We start from the raw sequence: 19186 nt of genomic DNA, 5'->3' as shown, positions 1-19186 counted from the left end.
GAGAGTGATGTACCAGGTCGGAGAATGTCTACGCGCATAACACCCCAGCTTGCGAGGCCTGTTATCCGATCGATAGGTTCAATTGTCGCGGACACGCCGGAAGGACATCACGCACATGCAGGACTTCGCCGCAGGGGCCCACGGACCGTCACCGGTGGTTCTCGTCGTCTTCGCCGTGGGCGGCGTGACCGCCCTGTGGTGCGGGGTGAACTGGGCTTTCGACGTACGCGGCATCACCACGCGCAGGTCCGAGCGGATTCGGCGCAGGAATGAGGAGACGTGGGCGGCCATGGGGCGGCTCGGTGGGTCGCCCACGCTCTTCGCGTCTGCCGGTTATCTGCGGTTCCTGGGTGCGCTGATGGCGCTCGGCGGCTCAGTCATGCTGCTTGCCGCGTACGCGCTGTGGCACCTGAACTGATCAGTTCATCGTCGCGCCGATCGTCGTGCTCCCCGTCGTCAGGAAGGTCGTGGCCGGCAGGGAGCCGTCGGACTTGCGGGCGTCGTACACCGTCGTGGCGTCGGTGGAGATGAAGGAGGGGGTGCTGATGCCGGAGTCCCAGTTGCTGCCGGCCGAAACGACCGACGACCCCTTGCTGACCAGGCCGCTGCCGTTGCCGACCGCAAGGTTCTTGCCGAGCCTCGCGGATCTCGTCGCGAAGTAGTAGTCCCACTTGGCGTTCGCGTACGCGGTGGTGCGGTTGATGGCGATCGACCCGGTGTTGGAGTTCTCCGTGACACCGTTCCCGGCGTTGTCCCAGGCAGCCGAGTTGTTGACGACATGGGCGACCGTCACCCCGTTGCCGCCGAGCTTGAACCCGTTGCCGTTGCCCTCGAAGGCGCTGTCGCCCCAGCGGTTCTTGCCGTTGCCGAAGGACCAGGTTTGCTCGATGGTCACCGGTGAGGAGAGGGACCACAGGTCCATGCCGTCGTCCGAGTTGCTGAAGAGCCGGGCGCCGGTGACCAGGTTGCCGGTGCCCGAGCCGAACTCGATGGCCACCCCGTGGGCGTTCTGCCCGTGTGTGGCGGCGTCGTAGTTGCCGTAACTGTCCGGGTTCTTCACGGTGTTGTTCACCGTGCCGTCCCCGGTGAGCGTGAAGCCGGAGTCCCCGCCGTCGATGGTCCTGATGTTGTTCCAGTACGTCCCGGTGCTGGACTGGCAGACGACCGCGCTGTCCTGGGAGTTCTGGAAGGTGAGGTCGGAGACGTTCCAGTAGTCCGCCGTCAGCTTGAAGCTCCACGAGCCGGACGGGAGCGAGGAGCCGTCGATCCTGACCGTTTCCGAGCCGTACGCCGTGAGCGTGATCGGGGACGAGGAGGTGCCGTCGGCCGTGGACTGGAGGGTGGCCGTCGGGAGGAGATCGCGGGGCCGGATGACGGAGAGGACGGCATCGAGCCGCCCGTCGTCGGCGAAGCTCTTCGAACTCCGCCCGTTCACGGCGCGGTTGTCGACCTTCAGCTCCTTGCGCAGGAAGAAGGGCAACGCCATTCCCCACCCGGTCTCCGGGGCTTCGTCGGCGTATTTCTGCGCGGCGGTCGAATCACCGGCGAGGGCAGCGGACGTCACCTGTCTCGGGGTGAGGGACATCACTCGCAGAGGAAGCGCTTGCTACGTACCCATGGGTGAAGCGCTTCACCTCTCTCGATGCGTGGGTCAGCCGGCGTACGGGTCCGGCACCTGGCCCGGCCGGGCCAGGAACTCGAAGTCGCAGCCGGTGTCGGCCTGGGTGATCTGGCCGTTGTAGAGGACGCCGTAGCCGCGCTCGTAACGGGCGGGCGGCGGCGTCCACGCGGCGCGCCTGCGCTCCAGCTCCGCGTCGTCCACGTGGAGACGGAGGCTGCGGGCCTCGACGTCCAGGGTGATGAGGTCCCCGGTCCGTACCAGCGCCAGCGGGCCGCCGATGTACGACTCCGGAGCCACGTGCAGCACGCAGGCGCCGTAACTCGTGCCGCTCATCCGGGCGTCGGAGATCCGGACCATGTCCCGCACGCCCTGCTTGAGCAGGTGGTCGGGGATGGGGAGCATGCCGTACTCGGGCATGCCCGGGCCGCCCTTGGGGCCGGCGCCCCGCAGCACCAGCACGCTGTCGGCGGTGATGCCGAGCGCGGGGTCGTTGATGGTGCGCTGCATGGTCTTGTAGTCGTCGAAGACGACCGCAGGGCCGGTGTGCTCGAGCAGGTGGGGCTCGGCCGCGATGTGCTTGATCACCGCGCCGTCCGGGCAGAGGTTGCCGCGCAGGACCGCGACCCCGCCCTCGCTCGCGACCGGGTTGTCGCGGGGGCGGATGACGTCGTCGTGGTGCACCTGGGCGCCCTGCAACTGCTCGCGCAGGGAGTCGTACGACACCGTCGGCCGGTCCAGGTGGAGCAGGTCGGTGATGCGGGAGAGGAAGCCGGGCAGGCCGCCCGCGAAGTGGAAGTCCTCCATCAGGTACTTCCGGCCGCCGGGGCGGACGTTGGCGAGGACGGGCACGGTCCGGGCGATGCGGTCGAAGTCGTCGAGGGTGAGCTTGACCCCGGCCCGGCCCGCCATGGCGATCAGATGGATCACGGCGTTGGTAGAGCCGCCGAGCCCGAGCACCGTCGTGACCGCGTCCTCGAACGCCTCACGCGTGAGGATCCGCGACAGCCTCCGGTCGCTGCGTACCAGCTCCACGGCCGTCATCCCGGCCCTCGCGGCCATCCGCTCGTGTCCGGAGTCGACGGCGGGAATGCTCGACGCGCCCGGGACGGTCACGCCGAGGGCCTCGGCGGCGGCGGTCAGCGTGGACGCCGTACCCATGGTCATGCAGTGCCCCGGGGAGCGCGCGAGTCCGCTCTCCAGCTCGGTCATCTCGCAGTCGCCGACCAGGCCGGCCCGCTTGTCGTCCCAGTACTTCCACATGTCCGTACCGGACCCGAGCACCTCGCCCCGCCAGTGCCCCGGCAGCATGGGCCCGGCGGGCACGAAGACGGCGGGCAGATCGGCGCTGGCCGCACCCATCAGCAGCGCGGGCGTGGACTTGTCGCACCCGCCCATCAGCACGGCCCCGTCGACCGGGTAGGAGCGCAGCAGTTCCTCGGTCTCCATCGCCAGCAGGTTCCGGTACAGCATCGGCGTCGGCTTCTGGAAGGTCTCGCTCAGCGTCGAGACCGGGAACTCCAGCGGAAACCCGCCGGCCTGCCACACCCCCCGCTTCACCGCCTGGGCGCGGTCCCGCAGATGCGCATGGCACGGGTTGATGTCCGACCACGTGTTGAGCACGGCGATCACGGGCTTGCCCAGATGCTCCTCGGGCAGATACCCGAGCTGCCGGGTCCGGGCCCGATGACTGAACGACCGCAGTCCGTCGGTTCCGTACCACTGATGGCTTCTCAGTTCCTCGGGCTTGCTGCGGGGCGCGTTCACATGGACCACCCCTCGGCGATGGCGGCGACCTCGACGCGCTCGTCCTCGGGCAGCGGCCTGCTCGGCGGGCGGACGTCGCGGCGGCACAGGCCGAGCGCGGCGAGGGCTTCCTTGACGACCGTGACGTTGTTGGCGGAGCCGTGGGCGGCGCGGAGTTCCTCGAAGCGGCGGATCTGCTCCCAGATCTTCATGGCGGCCGGATAGTCGCCGGATCGAAGCGCTTCCATCATGTTCAGCGAAACGGACGGGGCGACGTTCACGAGCCCGGAGGTGAAGCCGGTGGCGCCCGCCGAGAAGTAGGAGGGGGCGTACGGCTCGGCGAGGCCGGCGACCCAGACGAACCGGTCGAGGCCCGCGTCCCGGGCGAAGGCGGCGAACTTGGCGGCGTCCGGGACGGCGTACTTCACGCCGATGACGTTCGGGCAGTGGTCGGCGAGTTCGGCGAGCCGGGCGCCGGGCAACTGCGCGTTGCGGATGTACGGCACCACGCCCAGCTCGGGCACGGCCTCGGCGATGGCCCGGTGGTAGTCGACCCAGCCGGCCGCGGAGACATACGGGTGGACGGGCTGGTGGACCATGACCATCCCGGCTCCGAGGTCGCGGGCGTGGCGGGCGGAGGCGACGGCGGTGGGCAGGTCGTGGCCGACGCCGACGAGGACCGCGGCGCGGTCGCCGGTCTCCTCGACGATCGACTCGGTGACCAGGCGGCGCTCTTTGGGGGTGAGGGCGTAGAACTCGCCGGTGTTGCCGTTCGGGGTGAGGGTGCGGATCCCGCCGTCGAGCAGGCGACGCAGCAGGGCCCGGTGGGCGCCGGTGTCGACGGAGCCGTCCGCGGCGAAGGGCGTCACCGGGATGGCCACCACGTCGGCCAGGGCCGCCCGTTGGGTCTCGAACGCCACGCTGCTCATGAATGACCTTCCTCTGAGGGGAACGCGCGCCGGACGAAGGAGGCGATGTGGGCGTGCAGGGCGACGGCCGCGCCGTCGGCGTCGCCGTCCAGCGCGATCCGGAGGATCTCCCGGTGCTCGGCGGCCTCCCGCTCCCAGGAGGGGTCGGCGGCCCAGGCGACGGCGGAGACCAGTGCGGCCTGGTCGCGGACCTCGTCCAGCATCCGGCCGAGCAGCGGATTGCCGCACGGCAGGTAGAGGGCGCGGTGGAACTCCCGGTTGGCGAGCGACCGTTCGGCGCCGTCGTGGGCGGCGTCGGCCCGGTTCAGCGCGTCGCGCGCGGCGTCCAGGCAGGCACCTCGCCGGACGGCTCTGCGCAGTGCCTCCGGCTCCAGCAGCAGCCGCACGTCGTAGACCTCGCGCGCCATGTCCGCGTCCACCATGCGCACCGTGACGCCCTTGTACTGGCTCATCACGACGAGTCCGGTCCCGGCGAGCGTCTTCAGCGCCTCCCGCACCGGGGTCTTCGACACCCCGTACTGCGCGGCCAGCTCCGTCTCGACGAGGGCCTGACCGGGCGTCAGCTGCCCGGTCAGGATGCGGTGTTTGATCGCGTCCAGCACGTACTGCGTGCGGGACGGGATCGGGGTGGGCACAGAGGTCATGCGACCCTCTCGGATCTCACATATCGCGTCTCATATATGACGTACGAAGTACGACGCGTTGAAGGTAGGAGGGGTGCCGTGTTTCGTCAATGCCTTTGACAAAGAAGGTGGGTGGCGGCCTCAGACGGTGCGGGTGTCGCCCTCGATGGCGGTGTGCGTGGGCCGGCCGGAGACCGCGGCGGCGCGGGCGGTGGCTTCCTCGCGGGTGAGCGTGGGTCCGACATGGGTGACGAGCAGTTCGCGCACCCGGGCCTCGAGGGCGATCCGGCCCGCGTCCTCCGGCGTCAGATGGACCTGTTCGCTGTCGCGACGTTCACCGATGTCCGCCTCGCACAGGAACAGGTCGGCCCGGGCGGCGAGTTCACCGAGTGCGGCACAGGGCCCGCTGTCCCCGGAGTAGGCGAGCACGCTCCCCTGGCACTCGGCGCGCAGCCCGTACGCCTCGGTGTCGTGGGCGACGGCGCGTGCGGTGAGGCGGAGGTTCCAGTGCCGCACGTCATGGCCGTCGTACAGGGCCCGGAAGTCGAAGACGCCCTTGAGGAAGTCGACGTCCGCCCGCCCGAGGAACCCGGCCAGCCGGCGGGCGCAGTCCTGGGGGGCGTACACCGGGATCGGCACGGCCGGGGTCATCCCGCCGAAGGCGAACGCGTAGGCGGCCGGTAGCAGATCGGCGCTGTGGTCGGCGTGCAGATGGGAGATCCAGATCGCGGTCAGCCGCGCGGGGTCCGTGTGCCGCTGCAACGCGGCGAACGTACCGGGCCCCGCGTCCACCCACACCTCGGCACCCCCGCCGGACAGCAGATAACCGGAACAGGGCCGGTCCGGGCCGGGGTGCGGCGAGGCGGTACCGAGGACGGTGAGCGTGAGTGGCATGGGGGGAGAGTACGACGGCGGGTGCGCCTGCCCCGGCTCACCTGGACAAGTGGAACCCGGCCTTCTCGTGGAGGTGCTCCCTTACGGGGCGGGCAGCGTGAACACGAGGTACAGCACCGTGAGGGGCGGTATCAGCGCGAAGGCCGCCGTCCAGGCCCGCGCCACCGACCAGCGGCGCCTCCAGGGCAGCACCCAGGCCATGAGCAGGGCCACGGCGGAGAGCGGGCCGCCGTAGGAGATCAGGCCGAAGATCCAGGACAGGGACGTGTTCAACGCGGCCGAGCAGTCGTCGGGGCCGCAGCTGTCCGTGGCCATGGCGGACAGCCCGCCGAAGAGGAGGGCCGCCGGGCCGAGCACCACCATCAGGGCGGTCGCGATCGTCGGCGCCACCCAGCCCCTGGGGTCACGCGCGTCCCCGTCCACCGGGCCCGGAACCGTCGCGAAGTGCTGTGTCATGCGCTCAGTGAACCGGCGGGGGGATGCCCGGCACACCGGCGCAGGTACTCACGCCGCACCGGACCACGTACTCAGTGCCCGACAGGAGGTCAGGCGCCCGGTACGGAGGCGTACTGGGCGACCTGATCCATTTCCGCGACGATGCGATGACCGATGTTTCTTCGAGGTGTTTCCGTTACGGACGCCACCCCGGGTCCCGGCCGCTCAGCCCCACCACCCGGTCCAGCACGGGCACCTCCGCCGGCACCGGGACGACCGGACCGAAGATGCCGCCGCCACGGCTCGGGTCCTCGGCGGCCGCGAGCAGGAAGCCGTGGGCCGAGTCCAGGGCCGCGGGGTCGGGAGCATAGTCCCGGCCGACGGCGCGGGCCAGGTCCCAGCCGTGGACGACCAGTTCGTCGGCGACGACGGCGCCCGCGACCTCGCCCGGCAGGTTCACCCCGCCCGCGCGGGTCATGCCGGTCCAGGCCGCCGGATCGCGCCAGGCGTCGGCCAGTTCGTCCAGGACCTTGGGCAGTTCCTCGCGCCAGCCGGCGCCGATGTCCGGCACCGCGGCGTTCGGCCTGGTGTCCGTCGTCGTACCGAGGTCCTTGCGGGCCGCGTCACGGAAGGCGATGGACAGGTACAGCACGTGGCCCAGCAGATTCCGCACCGCCAGCTCGGGACACGGGGTGCGGGCCGACAGCTGCTCGTCGGTCACGGACTCGGCGAGCCGCGCCACGACCAGGGTCTGGGGGCCGAGGTCGATCATGGTCATGCCTCACTCCTTCACGGGTGCACTCCTCCTACGAAGGACTGACCGGCCGGCCCGCGAAAACTCATCGGTGCCGCGCAGCCACTCCCACGGCGAGCGCCCGCCGCCCAGGCACCACACCGCGATCACCGGGTCGCACAGCGCGCAGCCGAATGAGGAGTCGTGGGCGAACGGGATGATCGGGTGTCCCTTGAGGTGGTGCACGACGTCCCAGGCCGTGTGCAGCAGCCAGCCGACGCCGATCCAGAGCCAGGAGTCGAGGCCCTTGTAGGCGACGTAGGTGGTGACCGCGGTGAAGGCGAACTCCCAGCCGCCGAGGCCGCCGCCGCTGAGGTAGGCGGCGCCCGCGCCGGCCACCATGACCGCGTTCAGTCGGCGCCGGTGGCGCCGTGGGACGAGGGACATCAGCAGGACGTAGCCGAGACCGATCAGGATCGGGGCGATGTAACGCATGGCGCCGACAGTAGGTTCGGGCGGGCGGGCGCCCCAGGGGCATTACCGACAGGTTCCGACGGATTGCCGCCGTCTGCCGGACCTCCGGGATAAGGCACCTCACCGATACGCGCGGGCCCTCCTTAGACCCACGATGGGCAGGCATGACGACTTCCTGGACCCTGCTCCGCGTGCTGCGGGACCGCAACGCGGGGCTGTATCTGGCGGCCGTGGTGGTGTCGGGCTTCGGCAACTCCGCGCTGTTTCTGGCCTCGGGTGTGTGGGTGAAGGACCTGACCGGGTCCGACGGCCTGGCCGCGCTGTGCATGCTCGCCATGTGGGCCCCCACCGTGGCCGGCCCGCCGCTCGGCACGATCGCCGACCGCGTGCCACGCAAGCCTCTGCTGGTGGCCCTGAACGCGGGCCTGGCGGCCCTGCTGCTCACCCTGTGCACCGTGGACTCACCGGGCGGCCTGTGGCTGCTCTTCACCGTCCTGCTGGTCTACGGCGCCGCCGAGGTCGTGCATGACGCGGCCGAGTCGGCCCTGGTGACCGCGGCGATCGGCCCGGAGCGCCTCGGCGACTTCAACGGGCTGCGCATGGCCGTCACCGAGGGCATGAAGCTCGTCGCCCCGCTGACGGGGGCAGGCCTGTACACGGCCTTCGGCGGACCGGCCGTCGCCTGCCTGGACGCGGGCACCTTCGCGGTCGCCGCCGGGCTGTACGCCCTGCTGCGGGTGCGCGAGCAACGGCCCGCCCGGTCCGGCGGCCGGCGCGCGCAGACCGCGGAGGGCGTCCGGCACCTGTGGGGTCACCCGGAGCTGCGCCCGCTGGTCCGGGCGGGCGGTACGACGATGCTCCTCACCGCCCTGTGCAGCACGACGCTGTACGCCGTCGTCGACCGGCTCGGCCACTCCCCCGCCTACACGGGCGTGCTGTACGCCGTCCAGGGCGCCGGTTCGGTGACGGCCGGGCTCGTCTCGGGCGCCGCGCTGCGGCGGCTCGGCGCGCGCCGGTTCGCGGCGGCGGGCATCGCGCTGACGGCCCTCGCGGTGGCCGCGCGTGCCGTGCCGTCGGACCCGGTGGCCCTCGCGTCCTCGGCGGCGGCCGGTCTCGGCCTGCCGTGCGTGCTCGTCGCGGTCTTCACCGCCGTGCAGCGGGAGACACCCGGCTCCCTGCTCGGCCGGGTGACGGCCACCGCCGGGACCCTGGTCTTCACCCCCAACGCCGTGGGACTGGCCGTCGGCGCGGCGCTGGTCGAACTCACCTCCCCCGTACTGCTGTTGCCGCTGTACGGCCTCGCACTGCTCGGAACGGCCGCCTCCCTGACTCAGCGTGCCGACAGCGCCTCGCGCACCGCGGCGAGGTCCGCATCCGACGCCAACCCCGCGTGATAGAGCCGCAGTTCGGACGCACCCCGCGCACGCACGCGTGCCGCATCCGCCGCGAGCGTGCCGGGACTGCCGCCCATCCCGGACACGACGGTGAAGTTGGCGGCCAGCACCGCCCGGTCCCGGGCCGCTTCGGCGAAGGGCGACAGCAGGGCCGTACCGCCGGTGCAGGGGACCACCACGCCGTCGGCGGCGGCGAGGACGAGGGCGGGGTCGACGCCGGCGTTGGCGCCGCAGTGGTAGGAGACCGGGTCGGCGTGCAGCAGGACCTGGAAGCCGGCCGGGGCGGCGGCGCGTACGGCGGCGACGGCCTCCTCCTGGAGCGTGCCGGCGACCTCGTCGCGCCACGCGCGCGTGCGGGCGGCCTTCTCCTCGCCGAGCAGCTTCTCGACCGTCGGCCAGCCCTCGTCGCCGGCCGCGCCCCGCCACAGCGGCTCCAGCGCGGCCCGCACGGAGGCGGCCAACTCCTCGGAGTCGAGGCCATGTTCGGCGTACCCGGTGCGGCAGGACGGGCAGAAGCACAGGGACATCAGGTACTGGCCGGCCTCGCCGAGACCCACCCCGGAGATCTTGTCGTGGGCGTGCAGATGCTGGAGCCCGTACCAGCCGAGGGACTCCAGCTCGGTGCCGTGCGCGCCGGGGCGCACCGCGGCCTCGGCGGCCAGATCGAGCAGGTACGCGCGTGTGGCGGGCTGGGCGATGCAGGGCGCCCACGGATAGTGGTCGCCGTAGGCATTGACCACCGAGGTGTCCGGATGCTCCGCGCCCAGGCGGGAGTTGTGGGCGAGGACGACCCAGGTGTGCACCTCCAGGCCCGCCGCGGTCAGCGCCGCCGCCGCCTCGCCGTAGGCGTCGCCGGGGGCCCAGCGGCCGGCGGGGTACGGCCTGATGCCGCGGCCCGCCCAGCGGTCGCCCGGAGGGTAGAGCACGGCCGCGTACTCGGCGGTGACGATGCGGTGGCGGGGGTGGCGGGGGGTCAGGGCGCGGGTGGAGTGGTAGGCGGCGGCGAGGGTCACCTGCTCCACGCCGAGTCCTGCGATGCGCGCGGGGGCCTCGGGGTCCCCGACCACGTCCCACGGGTAGACGAACGCCGACGCCTTCACACACCCTCCTTCGAGCCGCACCCACGCTCGTTCACGCGTCGTCCTCCAGCAGCGCGTAGCCCCGCTCGATCAGCTGGGCGAGCTGTTTGACATGGTCCTCCGCCGGCTCGTGCAGCGGGGGCCGGACCTCGCCGACGTCCAGGCCGCGCAGCCGTACGCCCGCCTTGACGAGCGAGACGGCGTAGCCCGGGCCCTGGGCGCGCAGTTCCACGAAGGGGCGGTAGAAGCCGTCCAGGAGGCGCCGCAGGGTCGCGGTGTCACCCGCGGTCAGGGCCCGGTGGTAGGCGAGGGCGATCTCGGGGGCGAAGCAGAAGACGGCCGAGGAGTACAGGGTGACGCCGAGGGCGTGGTAGGCGAGCTGGGTCTGCTCGGCGGTGGGCAGGCCGTTGAAGTACAGGAAGTCGCCCGGGACTTCGGTGCGTACGGCACTGATGATCCGCTGCATCAGGTCGAGGTCGCCGAGGCCGTCCTTGAGGCCGATGATCCCGTCGGTGCGGGCGAGCTCCACCACCGTCCGCGGGGTGAAGACGGCGTTGTCGCGCTGGTAGACGACGACCGGCAGGGCGGTGGCCGCGGCGACCTCCCGGTAGTGCCGCAGCAGGCCCTCCTGGCCGGCGAGGACGAGGTAGGGCGGCATGGCGAGGAGGCCGTCGGCGCCCGCCTGCTCGGCGAGACGGGCGTAGCGGACGGCGAGCGCGGTGCCGTAGCCGGCGCCCGCGACGACCGGGACGCGCCCCTCGGTCGCCTCCACGGCCGCCCGGACGCACGCCTCGAACTCCTCCGGCAGCAGCGCGTGGAACTCCCCGGTGCCGCAGCAGGCGAACACGGCGGCGGCACCGGCTGCGACGCCCCGGCGGACGTGGGTGCGGTAGACGTCGAGGTCCAGCGAGCCGTCGGGGCCGCAGGCCGTGACGGGGAAGAAGAGCGGTCCGCTCGGTTCGTCGAGCCGTGCGGTGAGAGGGGCTGGCGTCACGGGCTCTCCCTTGCGACACACCGGTGCATGTTTCTGATCCATGTCTATATTTCTGAACGCGACCACGCTACGGGCCCTTCTTGCGGCAGGTCAAGCAGGCAAACTCGCAACACCCGGAGCGAATTCACCGACATCACGCGACACTTGACGGTGCACGGCGAAAGTCTCTAGCGTGTCCATGTATGTGAATGCCGGCCACAAGGAGAACCGAGGATGCCCGCTCCCCGCACCGTTCTGCTCACCGGCGCCGCCGGCGGGCTCGGCACCCTGATGCGGTCCCTGCTGCCGGAGTACGGCTACACATTGCGCCTGTTCGACGTGCGCCCCATCGAGGGCGCGCCGGACGCGATCACCGCCGACCTCGGCGACACGGCGGCCCTGCGCGAGGCCGTACGGGGCGTGGACGCGGTCCTGCACCTCGCGGGCATCTCCCTGGAGGCGCCCTTCGAGAAGATCCTGAAGTCCAACATCGAGGGCACCTACAACCTCTACGAGGCAGCCCGCCAGGAGGGCGTGCCCCGCATCGTCTTCGCCTCTTCCAACCACGCCGTCGGCTTCACCCCGGCCCCGCGCCCGGGCGAGCCGCTGATCCCGGTCGACACCCCGCGCCGGCCGGACACCTTCTACGGCCTGTCCAAGTCCTTCGGCGAGGACCTCGCCCAGCTGTACTGGGACAAGCACGGGCTGGAGACCGTGTCCGTGCGCATCGGCTCCTGCTTCCCGGAGCCGACCAGCGTGCGCATGCTCTCGGTGTGGATGAGCCCGGCCGACGGCGCCCGCCTCTTCCACGCGGCCCTGACCGCCGAGGAGGTCGGCCACACCGTCGTCTACGGCTCCTCCGCCAACACCCGGCTGTGGTGGGACCTGACCACGGCGCGGGCGCTCGGCTACGAACCGCGGGACGACTCCGAGCCGTACGCCGAGAAGCTGATCGCGGAGCAGGGCGAGCTGGACCCGGAGAACCCGGCACACAGCCACCTCGGCGGGCACTTCGTGAACGACCCGCCGATCTGGCCGTACTGAACCTGCCGGACGGGGACGTCGCGCCCCGACCGGACACCGTGCCGCCAGACCGCCCGGCACCACGGTGACGGCCTGGCGGCCGCCGCACCGGGGCCTGCCCCCACCGCGTCCCCCGGTGCGCCCCGAGCAACGACGAACCCTGCCGCACCACAGCACCGGGCCGGGCCACCGAGCAGTCGCCTCCCGGCAAGCACCGCCATCCGGACACGGCCCGCAGCGCCCACGCGGCAAGCAGCCCCGACGCATCTCTCCCCGCCACGGCCACCCGGCCAGGGCGCACGGCGACCCCCACCAGCTCGCCCACCCTGAGGCAGGACCACCAGCGCGCAGACGACACCGGCGGCACCCCGGCCGCCGGTGCGCCCGAAGGCGCCGCGGCGGGCATCAGCAGCCCCAGCCAGTACCAGCCGGGCCACCGAGCAGTCGCCTCAAGGCAAACACCGCCAGGCGAAGGCCACCCGGCCCGGGCGCACGGCGGCCCCACCAGCTCGCCCACCCTGAGGGGGACGGCACGCGCGCCAGCGGCACCCCCGACGGCCGCCACCGCCCCGACGACGCGATCTGCCCCGCCGCCGACCACCCGTGCACGCCCACGACGAGCCCCCGCCCCGTCGGCCGCACCTGCGGCGCCCCCGACAGCCGGCATGCCCCGGCAGGTCCCGGCAGCGACGACTGCGCCCCGGCCGCCGTCCAGCTCGGAGCCGCGGCCGACGCCGGAAGTCACGGAAAAGCCCGGCCGAAAGAGCTCCGGCGGCTCGAAACCGGCGTCCAGGCGCGCGGGCGGGCACCGAACGGGCCCGCCCGCCGCCGCATACGGGCATCCGGGATGCCCGCTCCCACCCAGCCGGACACGGCCTCGCAGGTCCGCGCCGGGCAGTGCCCTCGGTGAACGGGCACAAACGGGCAGTATCGGGCCCGCAACAGGCCTGGTCAGTGCCGCACAGCCGCTGTAGAACTTCCCCCATGGGCCCGAACGGGCAGTTCCGCGGGAAGGTGGGTGACGAACATGAGCACAGGGACGGCGGAGGAACGCCAGCGCGAGATCGTGCGGGCCGCGCGCGCCACCGGCTCGGTCGACGTCACCGCGCTCGCCGCCGAGCTGGGCGTGGCCAAGGAGACCATCCGGCGCGATCTGCGCGCGTTGGAGGACCACGGCCTGGTCCGCCGTACGCACGGCGGCGCCTATCCGGTGGAGAGCGCCGGCTTCGAGACCACGCTCGCCTTCCGGGCCACCAGCCATGTGCCCGAGAAGCGCCGGATCGCGGCCGCGGCGGCCGAGCTGCTCGGGGACGCGGAGACGGTCTTCGTGGACGAGGGCTTCACCCCGCAGCTCATCGCCGAGGCCCTGCCCGCCGGCCGGCCGCTGACCGTGGTCACCGCGTCCCTGCCGGTCGCGGGCGCACTGGCGGAGGCCGAGCAGATCCAGGTCCTGCTGCTCGGCGGCCGGGTCCGGGCCGGCACGCTGGCCACCGTCGACCACTGGACGACGAAGATGCTCGCCGGTTTCGTCCTCGACCTCGCCTACATCGGCGCCAACGGCATCTCCCGCGAGCACGGCCTCACCACCCCCGACCCGGCGGTCAGCGAGGTCAAGGCGCAAGCGATACGGGCCGCGCGCCGCACCGTGTTCGCGGGCGTGCACACCAAGTTCGGCGCGGTCAGCTTCTGCCGGTTCGCCGAGGTCGGCGCGCTGGAGGCGATCGTGACCAGCACCCAGCTCCCGGCCGCCGAGGCCCACCGCTACTCGCTGCTGGGCCCGCAGGTCATCCGGGTCTGAAAGTCCAACCCACTCCCCTAGAGGCCCTCCACACCACTAAGTGCCCCTTATCTCCCGATATCTCCAGGAGCGATCCATGCGAACCCAGAGCCGACGGAGGCCGCGAGCCACGCTCGCCATGGCCGCCGCAGGGACGCTGCTCGCCCCGCTGCTCTCCGGCTGCTGGGTCGGTGCGGGCGGGACCGGTGGTGGCAACTCCATCAACGTGCTGATGGTCAACAACCCCCAGATGACCGAACTCCAGAAGCTCGCCCCGCGCTTCACCAAGGAGACCGGCATCAAGGTCAACTTCACGGTCCTGCCCGAGAACGACGTCCGCGACAAGATCAGCCAGGACTTCGCCAACCAGGCGGGCCAGTACGACGTGGCGACCCTGAGCAACTACGAGATACCGATCTACGCCCGCAACGGCTGGCTGCACGAGATGAACTCGTACGTCGCCAGGGACCCGTCGTACGACGAACAGGACGTCCTCGGGCCCATGCGCCAGTCCCTGACCGCCTCCGACGGCAAGCTCTACGGCCAGCCCTTCTACGGCGAGTCGTCCTTCCTGATGTACCGCAAGGACGTGTTCGCGGCGAAGGGCCTGACCATGCCGGCCCACCCGACCTGGCAGCAGGTCGCCGACCTCGCCGCCCAGGTGGACGGCGCGCAGTCCGGCATGAAGGGCATCTGTCTGCGCGGCCTGCCCGGCTGGGGCGAGATGATCGCACCGCTGACCACGGTGGTGAACACCTTCGGCGGCACCTGGTTCGACAAGAACTGGAAGGCCCACCTCGACTCCCCCGAGTTCGAGAAGGCGACGAAGTTCTATGTCGACCTGGTGCGGGGGCACGGCGAGTCCGGTGCCGCCCAGTCCGGCTTCGCCGAGTGCCTCAACGACATGACCCAGGGCAAGGTCGCCATGTGGTACGACGCCACCTCCGCGGCCGGCCTGCTGGAGGCGAAGGGATCCCCCGTCAAGGGCAAGCTCGGCTACGCCCCCGCCCCCGTGGAGAGGACCGCTTCCTCCGGCTGGCTCTACACCTGGGCCTGGGGCATCCAGCAGGCCTCCCGCAATCCGGACAAGGCCTGGAAGTTCGTGTCCTGGGCGTCCGGCAAGGAGTACGAGCGGCTGGTCGGCGAGACCAGCGGCTGGCCGAACGTCCCGGCGGGCAAGCGGGCGTCGACGTACACCAACGCCGACTACCGCGCGTCGGCCGCCGCCTTCCAGGACATGACGAAGCAGGCCATCGAGAACGCCCGCCCGAACGACCCCGGCGTACAGCCGCGCCCCGCGCCCGGCATCCAGTTCGTCGACATCCCCGAGTTCACCGATCTCGGCACCAAGGTCTCCCAGGAGATCAGTGCGGCCATCGCCGGACGCCAGTCCGTCGATTCGGCCCTGAAGAAGTCTCAAGCGCTCGCCGAGAAGATCTCCAAGGAGTACGAGGGACGATGACCGCGACGACAGCACCCCTTGCGACCACGCCGGTACGCGCCACGCGGCCTCCCTCCGCCCGCCTGCGCGCCTGGGCCACCCGAGCCCCCCTCATGCCCGCCCTCGTCTTCATGATCGTGGTGACCCAGCTGCCGTTCGTGGCCACGCTGGTGATCTCCTTCTTCGACTGGAACGCCCTCTATCCCAAGGCCCGCCACTTCACCGGCCTGGACAACTACCGCCAGGTCCTGACCGACGCGGACCTGCGGCACTCGGTCTGGACGACCGTGCTGCTCACGGTGACGGTGGTGCTGGTCAGCCTGGTCCTCGGGCTGGCGCTGGCCCTGCTCCTGGACCGGAGGTTCCGCGGCCGGGGCGTCGTCCGCACCCTGCTGATCGCCCCGTTCCTCGTCGTCCCGGTGGCCGCGGCCCTGCTCTGGAAGCATGTGCTCTACAACCCCGAATACGGCCTGCTCAATGGGTTGTTGCACTATGTGGGCGGCCCACAGCCCGACTGGATCTCCAACACTCCGCTGCTCGCGGTCGAGGCCTCCCTGGTGTGGCAGTGGACGCCGTTCATGATGCTGATCCTGCTCGCCGGGCTGCAGAGCCGTGACCACGAGCAGATCGAGGCCGCGCGGGTGGACGGCGCGAACGACTGGCAGATCTTCCGCCATCTGACGCTCCCGCACCTGCGCCGCTACCTCGAACTCGGCGCCCTGCTGGGCTCGATCTACATCGTCCAGAACTTCGACGCGGTCTTCACGATCACGTCCGGCGGCCTCGGCACCGCCAACCTGCCCTACACCGTCTACCAGAGCTTCTACCAAGCCCACGAGAACGGCCTCGCCTCGGCCGCCGGCGTCCTGGTGGTCATCGGCTCGATCATCATCGCGACCTTCGCCCTGCGCGTGGTGTCGTCCCTGTTCCGCGAGGAGGTGTCCCGCGCATGAACGCCGTGCTCCGCCGTAACGGGCTGGGTCTCGTGGCCTGGCTCGTCGGGATCGTGTTCTTCCTGCCCATCGCCTGGATGGCGCTGACGTCCTTCCACTCCGAGGCGGACGCGGCGACCAACCCGCCGTCCTTCGCCGCCTCGCTGACCCTCGACGGCTACCGCGAGTTCTTCGGGGCGGGCGGCGGCGCGAGCCCCTGGCCGGCGCTGATCAACTCCACCGTGGCGTCCGTGGTCTCGACGATCTGCGTGCTGCTCCTCGCCCTGCCGGCCGCCTACGCGCTGTCCATCCGGCGGGTCCGCAAGTGGACGGACGTCCTGTTCTTCTTCCTCTCCACCAAGATGCTGCCGGTGGTGGCCGGTCTGCTGCCGATCTACCTGTTCGCGAAGAACACCGGCATGCTCGACAACGTCTGGCTCCTGGTCATCCTCTACACCTCCATGAACCTGCCGATCGCGGTGTGGATGATGCAGTCGTTCCTCGCCGAGGTCCCGGTGGCGGTGATCGAGGCGGCGCAGATCGACGGCGCCCGGCTGCCGACCATCCTCGCGCGCGTGGTCGCCCCGATCGCCCTGCCCGGCATCGCCGCCACCGCGCTGATCTGCTTCATCTTCAGCTGGAACGAGCTTCTCTTCGCCCGAGTCCTCACGGGCGTGGTCGCCGAGACCGCCCCCGTCTTCCTGACCGGCTTCATCACCAGCCAGGGCCTGTTCCTGGCCAAGGTGTGCGCCGCGTCGCTCGTCGTCTCCCTGCCGGTGCTCGCCGCGGGGTTCGCCGCCCAGGACAAGCTGGTCCAGGGCCTGTCGTTGGGAGCTGTGAAATGAAGGCCGCCGTCATCGAGTCCGTGGGCCGCGCCGTCGTCACCGAGGTGCCCGACCCGACTCCGGGCCCCCGCGAGGTCGTCGTCGAGGTGGCGGCATGCGGCCTGTGCGGCACGGATCTGCACATCCTCCAGGGCGAGTTCGCGCCCAAGCTGCCGATCGTCCCCGGGCACGAGTTCGCGGGCGAGGTGGTCGGGGTCGGCAGCCGGGTGACCGAGGTGGCGGTCGGCGACCGGGTGGCCGTCGACCCCTCCCTGTACTGCTACGAGTGCCGTTACTGCCGCGACGGCCACAACAACATGTGCGAGCGATGGGGCGCGATCGGCGTGACGACGGCGGGCGGGGCGGCACAGTACGCGGTCGCCCCCGTGGCCAACTGCGTGAAGCTGCCCGAGCACGTGCGCACCGAGGACGCGGCCCTGGTGGAGCCGCTGTCCTGCGCGGTGCGCGGCTACGACGTCCTGCGGTCCCGCCTTGGCGCCCACGTCCTGATCTACGGCTCGGGGACCATGGGCCTGATGATGCTGGAGCTGGCCAAGCGGACCGGCGCGGCGAGCGTCGACGTGGTCGACGTCAACCCGGCCAGGCTGGAGACCGCCCGCAAGCTCGGCGTCTCGGGCGCGGCGGGAAGCGCGGACGAGCTGGACCGCCCGCAGGGCTGGGACGTGGTCGTGGACGCGACCGGCAACGCGGCGGCGATCCAGGACGGCCTGGAGCGGGTGGCGAAGGCGGGCACCTTCCTGCAGTTCGGGGTGGCCGACTACGCGACCCGGGTGACCATCGACCCGTACCGCATCTACAACCAGGAGATCACCATCACCGGTTCCATGGCGGTGCTGCACAGCTTCGAGCGGGCGGCCGAGCTGTTCGCGAACGGGGTGCTGGACCCGCAGGTGTTCATCAGTGACCGGATCCCACTGGCGCGCTACCCGCAGGCGCTGGAGCAGTTCGCGGCCGGGGTGGGACGGAAGATCGTGGTCGTGCCGTAGGCCGTTCGGCGGGTTTCTGCGGGTAAGGGAACGGTAAAGCGGTGTTGTTCGTTCACCCGGCATGACAGCTATGACCCCTGGCTCGAACATCCCTCTCTCGGCCGCGCGCGTGACGGTGGACGTCGCCGCTCCGGTGCGGCTCGACGTGTCGGGCCTGCTGCTCACGGCCGACGGCAAGGTGCGCTCGGACGACGACTTCATCTTCTACAACCAGCCGGCGGGGCCGGGCGTGACATACGCGTCGGGCGGCGGTGCGGCGCCGGACGCGATCACGGTCGACACCGCCGCCGTCCCGCCGGACATCGACAAGATCGTGGTCACGGCCAGCCCGGACGCGGCCGGCCAGACCTTCCAGGGCATCGAGCCGACGGCGACGATCCGCGACGCGGACGGCGGTGCGGTGCTGGCCACGTTCACCCCGCCGCAGCTCGGCGCGGAGACGGCGCTGGTGGTCGTGGAGATTTACCGCCGGGGCGGCGTCTGGAAGGCCCGCGCGGTCGGCCAGGGGTACGCCAACGGTCTGGCCGGCATCGCGACGGACTTCGGGGTGACCGTGGAGGCGCCCGCGGCGGCGGCCCCGCCACAGCCGGCGGCCACCATGCAGACCCCGGTCACCCCGCCCGCCCCGCCGATGTCCGCTCCCCCCGCCCCGCCCTCCCCGGCACCGGGCGCGGGGAAGATCAACCTCGACAAGGGCCGGGTCAGCCTCCAGAAGAACCAGACGGTGTCCCTGATCAAGGGCGGCCGCCCGCTGCTCTCCCAGGTCAAGATGGGGCTGGGCTGGGAGCCGGCGTTCCATGCCGCGGACATCGACCTGGACGCCTCGGTCATCGCCTACGGCCCGCAGCGCAATCACATCGACAGCTGCTACTTCGGCAAGCTGACGATCCTGAACGGCGCGATCAGACACTCCGGTGACAACCTCACCGGTGAGGGCGCGGGCGACGACGAGGTGATCACGGTCGACCTCGGCCGCCTCTCCCAGGAGGTCACCGGCCTGGTCTTCACGGTCAACTCCTTCTCCGGGCAGAAGTTCACCGAGGTCGCCAAGGCCTACTGCCGTCTGCTGGACGCCACGACCGGCGAGGAACTGGTCCGCTTCGACCTCACCCACGCCGAGCCCCAGACGGGCGTGCTGATGGCCAAGCTCATCCGCCAGTTCTCGGGCGAGTGGGACATGACGGCGCTGGGCGACTTCGTGAAGGCCCGGACGGTGAGAAACATGGTGGAGCCGGGGGCGCGAGCCCTGTAGCCCGTCGGGTGCGGGGAGCTGGGGGACCGGAG

19 protein-coding genes are annotated in these 19186 nt (G+C 71.4%); 9 read left to right on the top strand and 10 right to left on the bottom strand.

The window, feature by feature from the left end; all coding sequences use genetic code 11:
• Positions 1-115 precede the first annotated feature (115 nt).
• Entirely contained in the window at positions 116-418 is a 303-nt protein-coding gene (locus ACWCQS_RS11470) for a hypothetical protein (protein WP_451004213.1), read from the top strand.
• On the opposite strand, the gene ACWCQS_RS11465 is transcribed toward ACWCQS_RS11470, so the two are convergent.
• The 8 genes from ACWCQS_RS11465 to ACWCQS_RS11430 form a co-directional block, all read right to left on the bottom strand.
• Positions 419-1564: a right-handed parallel beta-helix repeat-containing protein gene (locus tag ACWCQS_RS11465; protein WP_451004212.1), complete on the bottom strand. Its 1146-nt coding sequence runs from the start codon at positions 1562-1564 to the stop codon at positions 419-421. It lies immediately after the preceding gene.
• Positions 1565-1651: 87 nt separating this feature from the next.
• Complete coding sequence (araD, locus tag ACWCQS_RS11460; protein WP_451004211.1) at positions 1652-3385, bottom strand: L-arabinonate dehydratase; 1734 nt, start codon at positions 3383-3385, stop codon at positions 1652-1654.
• Positions 3382-4293 carry a dihydrodipicolinate synthase family protein gene (locus ACWCQS_RS11455; RefSeq protein WP_451004210.1) on the bottom strand — a complete coding sequence of 304 codons (912 nt, stop codon included), beginning with the start codon at positions 4291-4293 and terminating at the stop codon, positions 3382-3384. Before ACWCQS_RS11455 ends, araD begins: the two co-directional genes overlap by 4 nt.
• Complete coding sequence (locus ACWCQS_RS11450) at positions 4290-4937, bottom strand: GntR family transcriptional regulator (protein ID WP_451004209.1); 648 nt, start codon at positions 4935-4937, stop codon at positions 4290-4292. The genes ACWCQS_RS11455 and ACWCQS_RS11450 overlap by 4 nt, the downstream gene beginning before the upstream one ends.
• 120 nt (positions 4938-5057) lie before the next feature.
• Positions 5058-5810 (bottom strand): MBL fold metallo-hydrolase, encoded by a 753-nt coding sequence (locus ACWCQS_RS11445; protein WP_451004208.1) that lies wholly within the window; start codon positions 5808-5810, stop codon positions 5058-5060.
• 81 nt (positions 5811-5891) lie between these two features.
• Positions 5892-6266 carry a hypothetical protein gene (locus ACWCQS_RS11440; protein ID WP_451004207.1) on the bottom strand — a complete coding sequence of 125 codons (375 nt, stop codon included), beginning with the start codon at positions 6264-6266 and terminating at the stop codon, positions 5892-5894.
• A gap of 175 nt (positions 6267-6441) precedes the next feature.
• The gene (locus ACWCQS_RS11435; RefSeq protein WP_451004206.1) at positions 6442-7023 is read right to left on the bottom strand and encodes a TIGR03086 family metal-binding protein; all 582 of its coding nucleotides are present in this window, start codon (positions 7021-7023) and stop codon (positions 6442-6444) included.
• Between the two features lie 3 nt (positions 7024-7026).
• The gene (locus ACWCQS_RS11430) at positions 7027-7473 is read right to left on the bottom strand and encodes a DUF6010 family protein (protein ID WP_451004205.1); all 447 of its coding nucleotides are present in this window, start codon (positions 7471-7473) and stop codon (positions 7027-7029) included.
• 143 nt (positions 7474-7616) lie between these two features.
• On the opposite strand from ACWCQS_RS11430, the gene ACWCQS_RS11425 reads away from it, so the two are divergent.
• Positions 7617-8846 carry an MFS transporter gene (locus ACWCQS_RS11425; protein ID WP_451004204.1) on the top strand — a complete coding sequence of 410 codons (1230 nt, stop codon included), beginning with the start codon at positions 7617-7619 and terminating at the stop codon, positions 8844-8846.
• Here ACWCQS_RS11425 and ACWCQS_RS11420 read toward each other — a convergent pair.
• Together ACWCQS_RS11420 and ACWCQS_RS11415 are read right to left on the bottom strand one after the other, a co-directional pair.
• Positions 8783-9946 carry a hypothetical protein gene (locus ACWCQS_RS11420; RefSeq protein WP_451004203.1) on the bottom strand — a complete coding sequence of 388 codons (1164 nt, stop codon included), beginning with the start codon at positions 9944-9946 and terminating at the stop codon, positions 8783-8785. The genes ACWCQS_RS11425 and ACWCQS_RS11420 overlap by 64 nt on opposite strands.
• Before the next feature lie 31 nt (positions 9947-9977).
• A complete protein-coding gene (locus ACWCQS_RS11415; protein WP_451004202.1) occupies positions 9978-10919 on the bottom strand; it encodes a 5-dehydro-4-deoxyglucarate dehydratase in 942 nt (313 codons plus the stop codon).
• A 213-nt stretch (positions 10920-11132) separates the two neighbouring features.
• Between ACWCQS_RS11415 and ACWCQS_RS11410 the strand changes: the two genes are divergently transcribed.
• The 7 genes from ACWCQS_RS11410 (at position 11133) to ACWCQS_RS11380 (ending at position 19154) form a co-directional block, all read left to right on the top strand.
• Positions 11133-11942, top strand: a complete 810-nt coding sequence (locus tag ACWCQS_RS11410) for an NAD-dependent epimerase/dehydratase family protein (RefSeq protein WP_451004201.1) — start codon at positions 11133-11135, stop codon at positions 11940-11942.
• A 1006-nt stretch (positions 11943-12948) separates the two neighbouring features.
• Positions 12949-13719 (top strand): DeoR/GlpR family DNA-binding transcription regulator, encoded by a 771-nt coding sequence (locus ACWCQS_RS11405; protein ID WP_450984876.1) that lies wholly within the window; start codon positions 12949-12951, stop codon positions 13717-13719.
• A 76-nt stretch (positions 13720-13795) separates the two neighbouring features.
• Positions 13796-15160, top strand: coding sequence for an ABC transporter substrate-binding protein (locus tag ACWCQS_RS11400; protein ID WP_451004200.1), 1365 nt, complete (start codon positions 13796-13798; stop codon positions 15158-15160).
• The gene (locus tag ACWCQS_RS11395; RefSeq protein ID WP_451004199.1) at positions 15157-16092 is read left to right on the top strand and encodes a carbohydrate ABC transporter permease; all 936 of its coding nucleotides are present in this window, start codon (positions 15157-15159) and stop codon (positions 16090-16092) included. Before ACWCQS_RS11400 ends, ACWCQS_RS11395 begins: the two co-directional genes overlap by 4 nt.
• Positions 16089-16916, top strand: a complete 828-nt coding sequence (locus ACWCQS_RS11390; RefSeq protein WP_451004198.1) for a carbohydrate ABC transporter permease — start codon at positions 16089-16091, stop codon at positions 16914-16916. The genes ACWCQS_RS11395 and ACWCQS_RS11390 overlap by 4 nt, the downstream gene beginning before the upstream one ends.
• The gene (locus tag ACWCQS_RS11385) at positions 16913-17902 is read left to right on the top strand and encodes a zinc-dependent alcohol dehydrogenase family protein (RefSeq protein ID WP_451004197.1); all 990 of its coding nucleotides are present in this window, start codon (positions 16913-16915) and stop codon (positions 17900-17902) included. The genes ACWCQS_RS11390 and ACWCQS_RS11385 overlap by 4 nt, the downstream gene beginning before the upstream one ends.
• A 70-nt stretch (positions 17903-17972) precedes the next feature.
• Complete coding sequence (locus ACWCQS_RS11380) at positions 17973-19154, top strand: TerD family protein (protein ID WP_451004196.1); 1182 nt, start codon at positions 17973-17975, stop codon at positions 19152-19154.
• The last annotated feature ends 32 nt before the right edge of the window (positions 19155-19186 follow it).

This window comes from Streptomyces sp. NPDC002076, from assembly GCF_053593835.1.
Note: the sequence above shows the minus strand (reverse complement) of the source record. Positions and strands in the feature narration are given on the sequence as shown.

Excerpts from the sequence above, each read along its gene's own strand:
- ACWCQS_RS11470 (WP_451004213.1), top strand. The coding sequence starts at position 116 with ATGCAGGACTTCGCCGCAGGGGCCCACGGACCGTCACCGGTGGTTCTC.
- ACWCQS_RS11455 (WP_451004210.1), bottom strand. The coding sequence starts at position 4,293 with ATGAGCAGCGTGGCGTTCGAGACCCAACGGGCGGCCCTGGCCGACGTG.
- ACWCQS_RS11450 (WP_451004209.1), bottom strand. The coding sequence starts at position 4,937 with ATGACCTCTGTGCCCACCCCGATCCCGTCCCGCACGCAGTACGTGCTG.
- ACWCQS_RS11445 (WP_451004208.1), bottom strand. The coding sequence starts at position 5,810 with ATGCCACTCACGCTCACCGTCCTCGGTACCGCCTCGCCGCACCCCGGC.
- ACWCQS_RS11440 (WP_451004207.1), bottom strand. The coding sequence starts at position 6,266 with ATGACACAGCACTTCGCGACGGTTCCGGGCCCGGTGGACGGGGACGCG.
- ACWCQS_RS11435 (WP_451004206.1), bottom strand. The coding sequence starts at position 7,023 with ATGACCATGATCGACCTCGGCCCCCAGACCCTGGTCGTGGCGCGGCTC.
- ACWCQS_RS11430 (WP_451004205.1), bottom strand. The coding sequence starts at position 7,473 with ATGCGTTACATCGCCCCGATCCTGATCGGTCTCGGCTACGTCCTGCTG.
- ACWCQS_RS11425 (WP_451004204.1), top strand. The coding sequence starts at position 7,617 with ATGACGACTTCCTGGACCCTGCTCCGCGTGCTGCGGGACCGCAACGCG.
- ACWCQS_RS11410 (WP_451004201.1), top strand. The coding sequence starts at position 11,133 with ATGCCCGCTCCCCGCACCGTTCTGCTCACCGGCGCCGCCGGCGGGCTC.
- ACWCQS_RS11405 (WP_450984876.1), top strand. The coding sequence starts at position 12,949 with ATGAGCACAGGGACGGCGGAGGAACGCCAGCGCGAGATCGTGCGGGCC.
- ACWCQS_RS11400 (WP_451004200.1), top strand. The coding sequence starts at position 13,796 with ATGCGAACCCAGAGCCGACGGAGGCCGCGAGCCACGCTCGCCATGGCC.
- ACWCQS_RS11395 (WP_451004199.1), top strand. The coding sequence starts at position 15,157 with ATGACCGCGACGACAGCACCCCTTGCGACCACGCCGGTACGCGCCACG.
- ACWCQS_RS11390 (WP_451004198.1), top strand. The coding sequence starts at position 16,089 with ATGAACGCCGTGCTCCGCCGTAACGGGCTGGGTCTCGTGGCCTGGCTC.
- ACWCQS_RS11385 (WP_451004197.1), top strand. The coding sequence starts at position 16,913 with ATGAAGGCCGCCGTCATCGAGTCCGTGGGCCGCGCCGTCGTCACCGAG.
- ACWCQS_RS11380 (WP_451004196.1), top strand. The coding sequence starts at position 17,973 with ATGACCCCTGGCTCGAACATCCCTCTCTCGGCCGCGCGCGTGACGGTG.